Here is a 12,876-nt window from a genome sequence, read left to right as displayed (position 1 = left end):
CAAACAGGGGAATGACGATGATGAGAAACAAGACAATTCTGGCTTTGGGCCTGTTATCGACCATGCTGATGGCGCAAGGCGCTCTGGCAACTGATCTTTCTATTGTTCATGGTGCCGTCGGACGGGATCATGATGTTCTGCGCGCAGCACTTGATCGCTACGAGGTTGAGAGTGGCAACAAGGTGACAATCGTTTCCATGCCCGAGCGGACCACTGACCAGTTTGCCCAGTTCAAGCTCTGGCTGTCCGCGAGGAATGCCGACATTGATGTCTACCGTCTTGATGTCATTTGGGCACCACAGATCGCCGATCATTTTGTTGACCTCACCGACGCCACCAAGGACATCATTGATGACTTTTCGCCAATGGCGCTGCAGTCCCAGAAGGTGGATGGCAAGCTGGTCGCTCTGCCGATGTTCCTTGGCGGTCCAGCCCTCTACTATCGGGCTGACCTTCTGGAAAAATATGGCAAGCCCGTCCCGAAAACCTGGGAAGAGTTGACGGCAACCGCAAAGGACGTGATGGATGCGGAGCGCGCCGCCGGTCACACCGACATGTGGGGTTATGTCTTTCAGGGGGCCGCCTATGAAGGCCTGACCTGCAACGCGATGGAATGGATTGCGTCGAGCGGCGGTGGTCAGGTGGTGGAACCAGATGGCACGATTTCGGTCAATAACGAGGCGGCGGCCAAGGCTCTTGATCTGGCGGCCACCTGGATCGGAGGCATCTCGCCTGAAGGTGTCCTCAATTATGCCGAGGAAGACGCGCGCGGCATCTTCCAGTCTGGCAACGCGGTCTTCATGCGCAACTGGAACTATGCCTATGCGCTGGTGAAGGGAGATGACAGCCCGATCAAGGATGGCGTCGCCGTGACCGTCCTGCCATCCGATGGCACCCATTCTCCTGCCTCCATTCTGGGCGGTTCGCATTTGGGTGTTTCCAAATATTCCAAGCATCCCGAAGAGGCGATTGATCTGGTGCGTTTCCTCAACAATTACGAGAGTCAGAAGGCCCGGGCAATCGACAGCTCGCGTCCACCAACCTTGATGCCTGTCTATGATGACAAGGAAGTGGCAGAGAAAGTCGAGTTCATTCCGCTTTGGAAACCGGTGATCGAGAATGCCATCATCCGCCCATCCGCTCCGACCAAAACCTCCTATAATGAGGCATCGTCGGAAATCTGGACCGCAGCCCACGATGTTCTGGAAGGAAAGACCACAGGCACCAAAGCGGTGGCCAAGCTCGCCGCACGCCTGAAACGCTTGAAAGGGTCGGGTTGGAAATAGGGCTCAAGCCCTTCTGACAAAGCAATCACAAAGGTCCGGCGCTCGGTGCCGGACCCACCCACAAGAGCATATCCAAGTGCGCCATGAGGAGTGGACCAATGACTTCTGGATCGGGAGCCCGGCAGACGGGACTGATAAGGCAGCGCACCCGTTCTGCCTGGATGTTTGTCGCTCCCATGCTGGTCGTGTTGGCCATCGTTGCCCTTTACCCGCTGGCCGAAACCATCTGGTACGGCTTCACGGATGCCTCGCTGAATTCCATCGATAGCGCCCGGTTCGTCGGGCTTCAGAATTACCTCGAATGGCTTGACTATGGCGATGGCGACGGGGAATGGCTCGGCCTTCTGGCGGATGAACGCTGGTGGCAAGCCGTTTGGAACACATTGCGATTTGCTTTTATCTCGGTTTCGCTGGAAACAGTATTCGGCATGATTATCGCTCTGGTGTTAAACAAGCAGTTTGCTGGCCGCAGTTTTGTGCGCGCCGCCGTTCTGGTGCCGTGGGCCATTCCGACTGTTGTGTCTGCCAAATTATGGGTCTGGATGCTCCATGACCAGTTCGGCATCATCAATGACCTGATGTTGACTCTCGGTCTGATTTCCAAACCGATCGCATGGACAGCGTCGCCTGATACAGCCATGACCGCAATCCTGATCGTCGACATCTGGAAGACGACCCCCTTCATGGCCCTGCTCATTCTGGCTGGACTGCAGATGATCCCGCGTGACATCTATGAGGCGGCGCGTCTCGACCAGATCGGACCAATCAAGCTGTTTCGCAAGGTGACCCTGCCTCTGGTCATGCCAGCCGTGCTGGTCGCCATCGTCTTTCGTGCCCTTGATGCCCTACGCGTGTTCGATGTCGTCTATATCATGACGCCCAATTCCGACGAGACGCGCTCCATGTCGGTCTTTGCGCGGGAAAATCTCTTTGATTATGACAATTTCGCCTATGGGTCGGCGGCGTCGACGCTTCTGTTCCTGATCATTGCCCTCATCACAATCAGCTTCATCTATGGCACCAAAATGGATCTTTCAGGGGACAAGTCATGACGCGTAAACAAGTCAACCTGCTCAAGAGTTTCGGCTTCTATATCCTTCTGGCGGTGATTGTACTGCAGGCCCTGTTTCCCTTTTACTATGCCATCCTGACCAGCTTCAAATCCGGACAGTCCCTGTTTGAAGTGGACTATTTCCCGCGCGATTTCGATATAAAGAACTATATTTCCGCATTCGAAGACGGCTATTTCTTCTCCCAGATCCTCAATTCGGTCTTCGTGGCAACTGTCGTGGTGATTGCCTCCCTCGTGCTGGCGGTTACGGCCTCTTATGGTTTGGCGCGCATCCGCTTCCGTGGTCGGGGGGCATTGCTTTTCACGATCCTGTCGGTATCGATGTTCCCGCAAATCGCTGTGCTTTCGGGGCTCTTTGCAATGATCCGCGCGTTCGGCCTGTTCAATTCGCTTTGGTCTCTGGTCTTCTCCTACATGATCTTCACCCTGCCATTCACGGTCTGGGTCCTCACGACATTCATGCGTGAACTGCCGATCGAGCTGGAAGAGGCAGCGATCATGGACGGCGCCAAACCCTTGACCATCATTCGCCGGATTTTCCTGCCGCTTCTGTGGCCCGCTATGGTGACAACCGGATTGTTGGCCTTCATTCATGCATGGAACGAGTTCCTGTTCGCCCTCACTTTCCTGTCGACAGACGCGCAACGCACGGTCCCTGTTGCCATTGCCATGATTTCGGGTCAATCCGAGTTTGAGGTGCCCTGGGGCAATATCATGGCGGCTTCGGTGATTGTCACCGTGCCACTTATTCTGCTCGTTCTAGCCTTTCAACGAAAAATCATATCCGGCCTGACTGCAGGCGCGGTAAAGGGGTAACCATGGCCACTGTTGAGCTGATCAATGTTCGTAAATGCTACGACCGGGTCGAGGTGCTGCGCGATATCAATCTTTCGCTTCAAAAGGGAGAGTTTGTGGTTTTCGTCGGGCCTTCGGGCTGCGGAAAATCGACCCTTCTGCGGATGATTGCCGGCCTTGAGGATATCACGCAAGGGGACCTGCTTATCGATGGCGAGAATATGAATGACGTTCTGCCCGCTGATCGGGGGGTGTCGATGGTCTTCCAGTCTTATGCCCTTTATCCGCACATGAATGTATTCGAGAATATGGCGTTCGGGCTGGAGCAGGCGAAACTGACCAAAGAGGAAATCCGCTCTCGGGTCGAAGAAGCAGCGAAAATGCTACAGATCACCGAACTGATGGATCGAAAGCCCAAGCAGCTTTCAGGCGGACAGCGCCAGCGTGTGGCCATTGGCCGGGCCATAACCAGAAAGCCGCGGGTCTTCCTGTTCGACGAACCTCTGTCCAATCTGGATGCCGCTTTACGCTCGGACACACGTGTCGAGATCGCTCGCCTTCACGGGAAACTGAGTGATACCACCATGATCTATGTGACCCATGATCAGTATGAGGCCATGACGCTCGCAGACCGGATTGTCGTGCTGAATGGTGGCAAGATCGAACAGGTCGGCACGCCGATGGAGCTTTTTGACAAGCCCGCGAGCCAGTTTGTTGCCAGTTTCATCGGGTCCCCGAAAATGAACTTCATCACCGGTGCCCTTGCGGAAAAACAAAAGGCTCATGTGCTTGGCCTGCGGCCTGAAGATATCAACGCCTCCTGCGAGAGTGGAGAATGGCAGGGCAAGGTGATCCTTGCCGAGGCTTTGGGCTCGGACACCTATCTGCATGTCGAAACCGATTTTTGCGACAAGCCACTGGTGGTGCGTGCGGCAGGGCGAGCACCATTCACGACCCACGGTCCGGTCTATCTGACACCGGATATGAGCCGAGCCTACCGCTTCGATGCAAATGGCAGCCCGGTGCGCTGATATTTCGGCCCTGCATCGAACCTGCCGATGATGCCACCGCATTCATCCGGCATTGTCGCAGGGAGTTCGTCGCCAAAGGGGGGCGAACATGGAGTCAAACCGGGATCCGGATTGCATCACGAAGCTTTGGGGCGGGTGCTTTCCCACGTCCTGATGATGGCGGGCAGGACCAGAAGATCGCCGATCAGCGCCATCACCAGCACCATCACAGACAGAATGCCGTAAAGCTGGGTTGTTGGCATCGGGCTCAGGATCGTCACGCCCCCTGTCAGCAAGGCCAATGTCGAAACGATTAGAGCCGGCCCGATATGTCTGATGGTCTCATTGAGCCTTTCCTGCCAGATCGGCAAGGCGGCCCTGGTGCCATGATAGTAATTCAGCATGTGAATGGTGCTATCCACCGCAATGCCAAATCCAACCGTCAAGGCGATGATGCTGTTGAACTGCAAACCATGCCCGGAGAGATAAAGAAAAGCGCCCACACTGGTCAGCGGCAGCAGGTTCGGCAAGATTGCATAAAGAGCCGTGATGGGAGAGCGGAGAAGGCAACCGATCAAAACAATGATCAGGACAATCGCGACCGCAAGACTGGCGCTGAGATTGCCGATGATATCTCTGGTGGACCGCGCCGTTTGTGCAGCGATGCCCGTGACCGTGATATCGGCGTCAGGATACTGCATTGCCAGCTGTGACAGCTTCGTTTCAAGGCTCTCGAGCAAGGGGTTGAGTTGCTGCGCATCCATCTCGGGCAATTGGCCACTCACAAGGGCCGAGCGTTGGGGAAGCAATATGAATGTCCCGAGGGAATCCACATTCTCATGGAAAAAGGCCCGTATCTCTGCATCGGTCTTGCCTGCCTTGCGCCGCCAATCATAGAGGCTGTAAAGGGACCAGACCTGCCTGATGTCCTGCTCAGCCTTCAGGATCCGATGCACCTCTCCAATCAGGTCGATCATGTCCGCGCTCACCTCGCTGCGTGCCGATTGCCACTGCAAGAAAACCTGAATGTTGCTCGTGCCACTCAGCTTCTGGTCGATCGTCTTGATCGCATGATAGGCGTCGCTGTCCCGTGGCAGATGATCGGTATAGAAGAAATGGGGCTCGTTGAGTGAATAGAGGTACCCGCCGGCGGCGACCATCAGCGCCCCGCTCAGGGCAATCCCTCTGCCCCATTTCATGACCAGACTGCTGGCAGCTTCGCTCAGATACGCAACCAGTTTTGCAAAACGGTGGCCACCCGACGGGACATGCCCTTCTTTGAGCAAAAGGGTTGCCAGCGCGGGAATGATGGCCAGAACGGCAATGAAGGCCAGAGCTGTTCCATAGGCAGCGGTGAGGGCAAAGGTTGTGATTGTGGGCTGACCGGCAAGGGTGAGGGATATCAGGGCAATCGCCGTGGTGATGGATGTCAGGACGCTGGCCGGTCCGACTGTCCGGATGGTTGTTGCGATCGCATCATCGCGCGACAGCCCCGCCAATTGGTGTCGCCGAAGAGCAATCAGGAAATGGATGGCATTGGAAAAGGTAATGATCATCACCAAGGTCGGCACCACATTGGTGATGGCGTTGATATTGCGTCCGGTCCATCCCATGCCTCCAAGCAGCCAAATGGTGACAACCAGAGGCGGCGCAATAGCCAGGATCATATACCGGAACTGTCCGAAAAAGAGCCATGCGAGCAATATGCTGAGCAAGTAGGATGCCAGTCGGAACGTCAACTTGTCCGAGTTCAGGACATCCAGCAACAATGTACGCACAACGGGAATACCGGTCAGGCTGACCCGAACCGATTGTCCAGCGGTGCCTGTTTTCGCCAGTTGCTTGATTTCATCACAGAGCAAACGCACTTGCGCAAGATCCGTCAGCCCCTCATCGAGATTGATGATGAATAGCGTCGCCTTGTCGTCATCTGACAGGAGAGTCTTGGCGACAAAGGGGTGCTTCTTGAGGGCCGCTGCCACTTCATTCCTGTCATAGGTTGGGTCAAACGCGTCGGGTATGATGAAGCCGGACGAAGGATTGCTTTGGGAGGGAACATGTTGGGCATCGAAAATCGAGATGACCTTTTGCACACCATCCAGCAGCATCACGTCGAGCGATAGCTCGCCCAAGCGATGCAGTATGTCCGGGTCGAGCAGATTGTCGCCTTCGACAAGCAGCAGGATGTCATTTTCCCGGCTGGGATACTGTTTTGTGGCTTCTTCGAATTTGCCATAGGCAGCGTTGTCGGACTTGAACAAGTCACGGATATTGCTATCAATGCCAAGATGAGCCGCCCCATATAAAAAGAAGATGCAGGCAAGGAGAACGGCACCGAGCATCGATCTTGGATATTTCTGGGAAAGCAACCCAAGGCGTTCGAGACCAAAACTGACAACCATCTTCTACCACCAGATCTTCGTGTGTTAGTCGTGCAGCGGGGAAACCAGATTGCTGTTTGTCTCCCAACAGCACTCAAACGCCAAATGGTTGCGTTGCGGGCGCCTTACCCCGATGCTGAGTTAGATAAAGCTTACAAGATCCGACGACCCATCGATATATTCTTTGGTCCAGTACTGCCCTGTTATTGTGTACTAGTTCACTTGAAACCAATTCTTTTCTTCTTCACACTTCTCTTGACGAGACCAAATCTGTTGGGATCAGGATAATGAGAAGTGCCAGTTTTCCAACGAAATTGGAGAATGTTCCCTATCCGAAGGAAGCCATTTCCATTTTCCTTCACGGCTTTCTTCAAGCCAGCAAACTCTACCGGGATTTCTACATCATCGTCATCCTGCATATGTCTGGTTTTTTGACGGTCTCATACTTGAAAGGCATCACTCCGGTCTTTCGCGTTGGGATTGCCTATTTCTACACGTCATTCATTTTGTTCTTTTCGTATTTTCTTGTTCTCACTTTACTCAGATATACAAAAATACGCCTCAAGGGCACTGAAAGACCGTTCCTGTCCTTGATGCAAAGCTATTATTCCGCTTTGCGGAATGGGCATCGGGCGGGGCAATTCTTGAATGCCTATTGCATTTTCATAATTGCCTACACCTCATTCTCCATATTCAAATCCACGATCCCGAAACTGGTTCCCTTCTATGCCGATCCGGCCATAGCAGATCTGGAACACCGATTGTTCTTTGGTCAGTTTCCGCATGAACTGTTCGGCTGGGTCTATCAATATGAGTATCTGATTGTGTTTCTGGACGCCCTTTATCTTGGCTGGACGGCCATCATCGTGATTTTTGCTTTTTATTTGTCCCTCAAAAAGGACGCAAAAGAGCAGATCCGCATTCTCTATTGCTATGTTTTCGGGTTGCTTGTGGCCGGAAATATTCTTGCGTTGCTTTTCTCTTCAGTCGGCCCTGTCTTCCATGGGAGTTTTTTTGCCGGAATCGATGCATATGACGCTTTGAACCTGACACTGAATGATATCCACGCGCGAACAAGCGGTGTGTGGGCAGTTGTTCTGCAAGGCTTGCTGCTGGACGCATACAGCAATGCCGACATACCGGTTTCCGGCATATCGGCGATGCCGAGTATCCATGTTTATCTTGCGTTTCTGATCGCGATTTCATTCAAGAAATACGGATACACCGCTTTCATCATCGGCTTTTCCTATGCAATCCTGATATTTTTGGGGTCCTTCCTTCTCGCCTGGCATTATCTATTGGATGGGGTGGTGTCGATCGCACTTGTATCGATCATGTGGCGCTTGTCTTCGCAGTTGAGCATCCGAGCCATCCACCGCGCACAAAACGAGTAGAAAGACGTGGCTTCGTATTTCAAAAGTGCTTCTTGATCTCGGAAATCATGGCTCGACCAATTGCCGAGATGGCTTGGTTCCGCGCATCCTTTCCTGCCTTGCTTTGCGTGATGTAAATCGCTGCCATAAAGGTCTGACCCTTCGGCGTTTGCAAAAAGGCAACGATTGCCCGCGTGCCGTGACCGCCGCTGCCGGTCTTGTCGCCGATGATCCAGCCGTCTGGAACATGGGGGCGGATCAGTTTGTCGGCGACCTGATCATCAATCATCCATTGCTTGAGCAGAGCAGCAGACGCAGGCTGAAGGGCACCGCCAAACAGAAGATTGTGCAACGAGGTCGTTATGGCACGCGGGCTTGTTGTGTCTCTGGGATCTTTCGGCGTGCCTTTGCTCATCTCAGGTTCCCATCTGTCCAGACGGGTTGTCGCATCGCCGATCCCTCGCAAAAAGCCAGTGAGGCCAGCAGGCCCGTTCACCCGTTTGAGCAACAGGTTGGCAGCGGCATTGTCACTCATGGTGACCGCTGCCTCGCACAGAGCTGAGACTGGCAAGCCACTGGCAAGATGCTTTTTGGTGATGGGAGACCAGTAAACCAGATCTTTCTTGCTGTATGTGACCTGATTGGTCAGGCTTTCGCGGCCTGCATCAACCTCTCCCAGAACCGCGCCGCAAAGCAAGGATTTAAAAGTGCTGGCCATGGGGAAGCGTTCATCTGAGCGATGGCTATAGGTCCAGTCGGACGCTGTATCGCGCAAGATCACGCCGATGCGGCCATCCAGTTTGGTCTCCCATGCGGCAACGGTCTCGCCAAGCTCTTGTGCCACAGCGAGACTGGAAAAGGCTGCATACAGCGCAAAGCCCAAAAAGACGGCCCTCAGCGAAGGGCGGCAATTTTCTGTCATGGATTTACTCCTGTTGATTGACGCGTGAAGATGCCGCCGATGATGTCGCCGAGGGTGCCAAAAATCTTGGTGAATATCGGCAAGCAGGATGACGGGATCATTAAGAAAAGTCATTTTTATCACTATGCACGCGACGAAATATGCTATCAAACGACTAATTTTCCTGATCAGCATAAGATTGAGTCATGTAAATGGATCGCCCGGATATCCCTCTGAATGCCCTGCGCACCTTTGAAGCAACCGCAAGGCAGGGCAGTTTCACAAATGCCGCTGTTGAGCTGCGTGTGACGCAAGCGGCGGTCAGTCATCAGATTGCACGGCTGGAAGACCTGTTGGGCTTTCAGCTTTTTCACCGAACCCGCGGAGGACTTTTGCTCACAGCAGAAGCGCGATTGCTCCTGCCCGTGCTTTCCACCAGCTTCGACCGGATCGGGGGGCTTCTCGACAGATTTCAGGGCAGGCGCTTTGAGGAGACACTCAATCTCGGGGTCGTCACCACCTTTGCCACAGGATGGCTCCTGAGACGGTTGGGAGAGTTCGAGCATCTGCATCCCGAAATACGCATCAGGATTTACACAAACAACAACCGGGTGAGCATCGCGCAGGAAGGGCTGGATGCAGCGATCCGGTTCGGGGAGGGCCGGTGGCCCGGGCTGGAGGCGAAACCTCTGATGACAGCGCCTTTGACACCGCTTTGTGCGCCGCTTGTTGCAGCAAGGCTGGAGGGCAAGACCAGCTTGCACAAGCAGAGGCTTCTCAGATCATACCGCTCCGATGAGTGGCCTTTGTGGTTCAGCAAGGCGGGGATGGCTGCGCCGCTTCTGGAAGGGCCGATATTTGACTCCTCAGTGGCAATGGCAGATCTGGTGACGGACGGATATGGCATCGCCTTGCTGCCCTTCAGGATGTTTGAATCCCGATTGGCTGCGGGCAGCCTTGTGCGGTGTTTTGAAGAAGAAATCACAACGGGCAGGTATTGGATAACCAGATTGACCACGAAGGAGCATAGTCCCGCATATGACCTGTTCGAGAACTGGCTGATAGACGCCGCTTCGTCCCCAGAGCCAGAACAAGAGACGGAACCACAGCCCATGAAACAATGAGGCGTCTTGTTTCGGCCGGTGCGAGCATGAATTATGATTGGACTGATCGCGTGGCTCGGTATGCAGGAGCGCTTTCAAACATGAGCTAGAGGGTGAAACCGCAGCCTTCACCACAGTCTTTCCATCGACGCGACGAGCGTTGAAGGCGCCACGGGCATTGGCAAGAACAGTGTGCGCTTCAGTGATCCCCGATCCTGAAAAAGGCGGAATTGCAGGGATGGTCCAACAGGGTCAGCAGTTCATGATCCAGATGCATCATCGATATGGACACACCCACCATGTCCAGTGAGGTGAAATAGTTGCCGGTCCAGCTGCGGATGATCTTCACACCCTTGGCATTGAGCCGCTGACGGACCCGGCGGCCAATAATATACAACTCCATCAAGGGCGTTGACCCAAGCGAATTGATTAATAAAGCCACTTCATCCAGCTTCTCGAGGCTCATGTCCGCGAGGATGCGATCAACCATCAAGTCCGCGGCATCATCTGCCGTCATCACCGCTTGACGTGCGATACCCGGCTCCCCATGGACGCCGACGCCGACCTCCATTTCGGTTTCGCCAAGCAGGAAGGTTGGTCGGCGCGTTTCCGGCATGGAACAAGGCTCTAGGGCAACGCCAAATGTGCAGGTGCGCTCATTGGCCTTGCGGGCAAGTTCTTCGACGCGATCAAGGCTCATCATCTGGTCGCAGGCAGCGCCCGCCACCTTGAAGACAAACACGTTGCCCGCCACCCCGCGACGCCCTTCGCGGTCGTCAAGATGAGAAGATGCGACATCGTCTGTCGTGATCACCGTGCGCACCTCGATGCCCTCTGCCTGCGCCATTTCTGCGGCCATTTCAAAGTTGAGAATGTCGCCCGAATAGTTGCCAAACAGATGCACGACGCCAGCATCGCGATTCACCGCGCGGGTGCAGTCAAGAATCGGGGCAGGGGGAGGCGAAGCGAAAATATTGCCGATGGCGACGGCATCTGCCAGGCCGGGCCCGACATAGCCAAGGAAGCCGGGGTCATGTCCTGCCCCCCCGCCAATCACCAGTCCGACCTTGCCCGGGCGCGGGCCATTCCTGGCAACCAGTGCCCGATTGGATTGCTTGGCGGGCTCAAGGAAGGCAGCATGTTCCATCACGGCCCCTTCCAATGCTTCATCCACCATATCCTCGGCAGCATTGAGGAATTTCTTCACCTGAGTGCGCTGAATGACTTCGGTTTCTTCCGGTTCATGCGGCATGCGCTGAACCAGATGGCTCTTGCCTTCGGCATTCAGGATACCCATCCCGGTGGTGACATCGGTGATGAGAATATTGGCATAACCGCCGCGCAAGGTCGCCAGAATGGCCGGCACCTTGTCAATTCCCCCCGCAATGGCGATCCGCTGTTTGACCGCGTGCAATTTGGACAGGGTGATGCCCACCGTCAGCGGGTCTAGGGGCCCATGCACCGGATGACCGCGATCATCGATATATCGCCCGGCGATGGCCCCAACTGCGGTCGCATAGGCGTTGCTCATGGCACCGTCATTGTGAAAGAAGCCCGAATTGTGCAAGGTCGAATTGGGACGCATTGAGGCAATGCCGAAAATGATCCGGTCCAACGCATCAAGACAGGCCAGTTGTTCACGGATCAGGGGTTCTTCGGTCAAAATCGACCTGAGGTCCGGGTTGGAAACAATGGCGGGTGCGGACAAGGGGATGCATTCGGCATTGATCGCCGACGCCATCTTCGATGCACAAGCCGCCGGGGCATAGGGCACATGAGCCGAGGTGGACCCGGTGATCTGAACGACGCGCATATCCTGCAGACTGGAGGTGGTTAGAGCTTCGGCGACCGCCAGAACGGTGCGCCCCCATCCTACCCCGATTGTGTCTCCGGATTTCAACAGCGTTTGCAGCACCTGCGCGCCCGCAGCCCCCAGTCGCTCAATCAGAGACCGCTCGCCCCCTTCACCGGGAATGACAAGGCAATCCTTAAGGCCGAAATGATCCTTCAAGGCCTTTGACACCGACAGCGACCGCAGCCGGTTGGTCTCAATCGAAATGTTGACGATACCGCGTGTGCGGGCTTCCGCCAGATGGGCGATGACAGTGGCGCGCGACACCCCGATGATCCGGGCAATGTCACTCTGGGTCATGCCTTCTTCGTAATAGAGCCATGAGGCCCAAAGGAGTGGATCCCTGCCAAAGCGCAGCGGCATGGCAGTGTCATCATCGCTTGCCAGTCGCTCACTTCGTGCAGATTGCGCAGTAGGTTTCTGAGCCATCAGAGAATCCTTTGCGACAGAATATCCGCAAAGCACTCCACGATGATCGCAGCTGAGGCGGCACCGGGATCGATATGACCCAAAGAACGCTCGCCCAACCGCGAGGCGCGTCCGCGCACAGCCATCATCGAACGGGTACTCTCGACAGCATGTCTGGCAACAGACTTGATGTCCGTAAGTGTTTGCTCGAGTGGGAGGCTATTTTGCCGGGATGCCTTGATCGTTTGGCCCACGGCCAGCCATACATCCATCATGGTTTTGTCGCCTGCAATCGCTTTTCCGCGATCACCGATCCCGTCCCCAATGGCCACCAGCAGCATCAGGGCCTCATCGGCATCCAATGATGAACGGCCTTCCGCATAGCGACCCGCGCGCAACAGGCCAGAGGCGTAAAGGGGGCCGGTCGTAGCGCCGACGGAATCTAGAAAACTGCTGGCGCAGAGCGAGAAAAGAGACGTCAAATCCGTCGTTTGCGTCTCTATCTCGTTCAGTGCTCGCACCATGGCCGTGAAGCCACGCGCCATCGTATATCCATGGTCGCCATCCCCGATTTCTCCATCGAGCCGACCCAGATAATCCACGCAATCACCAATGCGCACGGCCGCCTCGCGCAGCACGGCAACAATATCGTCAACACCTACTTGCTTCATGGGCGGAAATATATCCTGCGGCCC

Annotated in this window: 10 protein-coding genes; 6 read left to right on the top strand and 4 right to left on the bottom strand. The window is 55.1% G+C overall.

The window, feature by feature from the left end; genetic code table 11:
* Positions 1 to 20 precede the first annotated feature (20 nt).
* From FDK21_RS09805 to FDK21_RS09790, 4 genes are all read left to right on the top strand, one after another.
* Positions 21 to 1,286, top strand: coding sequence for an ABC transporter substrate-binding protein (locus tag FDK21_RS09805; protein ID WP_210238734.1), 1,266 nt, complete (start codon positions 21 to 23; stop codon positions 1,284 to 1,286).
* A gap of 98 nt (positions 1,287 to 1,384) precedes the next feature.
* On the top strand, positions 1,385 to 2,338 hold the full coding sequence (locus tag FDK21_RS09800) for a sugar ABC transporter permease (protein ID WP_246657544.1): 954 nt from the start codon (positions 1,385 to 1,387) through the stop codon (positions 2,336 to 2,338).
* Positions 2,335 to 3,174 carry a carbohydrate ABC transporter permease gene (locus tag FDK21_RS09795; protein ID WP_114011441.1) on the top strand — a complete coding sequence of 280 codons (840 nt, stop codon included), beginning with the start codon at positions 2,335 to 2,337 and terminating at the stop codon, positions 3,172 to 3,174. Before FDK21_RS09800 ends, FDK21_RS09795 begins: the two co-directional genes overlap by 4 nt.
* A gap of 2 nt (positions 3,175 to 3,176) precedes the next feature.
* On the top strand, positions 3,177 to 4,184 hold the full coding sequence (locus FDK21_RS09790; RefSeq protein WP_114011440.1) for an ABC transporter ATP-binding protein: 1,008 nt from the start codon (positions 3,177 to 3,179) through the stop codon (positions 4,182 to 4,184).
* Positions 4,185 to 4,300: 116 nt separating this feature from the next.
* Here the strand turns inward: FDK21_RS09790 and FDK21_RS09785 are convergent, their stop codons facing one another.
* Entirely contained in the window at positions 4,301 to 6,565 is a 2,265-nt protein-coding gene (locus FDK21_RS09785; protein WP_138148382.1) for an MMPL family transporter, read from the bottom strand.
* Between the two features lie 398 nt (positions 6,566 to 6,963).
* On the opposite strand from FDK21_RS09785, the gene FDK21_RS20625 reads away from it, so the two are divergent.
* Positions 6,964 to 7,938, top strand: coding sequence for a phosphatase PAP2 family protein (locus tag FDK21_RS20625; RefSeq protein WP_210238733.1), 975 nt, complete (start codon positions 6,964 to 6,966; stop codon positions 7,936 to 7,938).
* Positions 7,939 to 7,957: 19 nt separating this feature from the next.
* On the opposite strand, the gene bla is transcribed toward FDK21_RS20625, so the two are convergent.
* Positions 7,958 to 8,839 carry a class A beta-lactamase gene (bla, locus tag FDK21_RS09775; protein ID WP_138148380.1) on the bottom strand — a complete coding sequence of 294 codons (882 nt, stop codon included), beginning with the start codon at positions 8,837 to 8,839 and terminating at the stop codon, positions 7,958 to 7,960.
* A gap of 191 nt (positions 8,840 to 9,030) precedes the next feature.
* Between bla and FDK21_RS09770 the strand changes: the two genes are divergently transcribed.
* Positions 9,031 to 9,942, top strand: coding sequence for a LysR family transcriptional regulator (locus FDK21_RS09770; protein ID WP_138148379.1), 912 nt, complete (start codon positions 9,031 to 9,033; stop codon positions 9,940 to 9,942).
* A gap of 178 nt (positions 9,943 to 10,120) precedes the next feature.
* Here the strand turns inward: FDK21_RS09770 and FDK21_RS09765 are convergent, their stop codons facing one another.
* A complete protein-coding gene (locus FDK21_RS09765; protein ID WP_138148378.1) occupies positions 10,121 to 12,202 on the bottom strand; it encodes a bifunctional sugar-binding transcriptional regulator/dihydroxyacetone kinase subunit DhaK in 2,082 nt (693 codons plus the stop codon).
* Positions 12,202 to 12,852, bottom strand: coding sequence for a dihydroxyacetone kinase subunit DhaL (gene dhaL / locus FDK21_RS09760; protein WP_114011434.1), 651 nt, complete (start codon positions 12,850 to 12,852; stop codon positions 12,202 to 12,204). The genes FDK21_RS09765 and dhaL overlap by 1 nt, the downstream gene beginning before the upstream one ends.
* Positions 12,853 to 12,876: the final 24 nt, after the last annotated feature.

The organism is Cohaesibacter sp. CAU 1516 (genome assembly GCF_005771485.1).
GTDB lineage: Bacteria > Pseudomonadota > Alphaproteobacteria > Rhizobiales > Cohaesibacteraceae > Cohaesibacter > Cohaesibacter intestini.
This window is presented reverse-complemented; position numbering and strand designations above follow the sequence as displayed.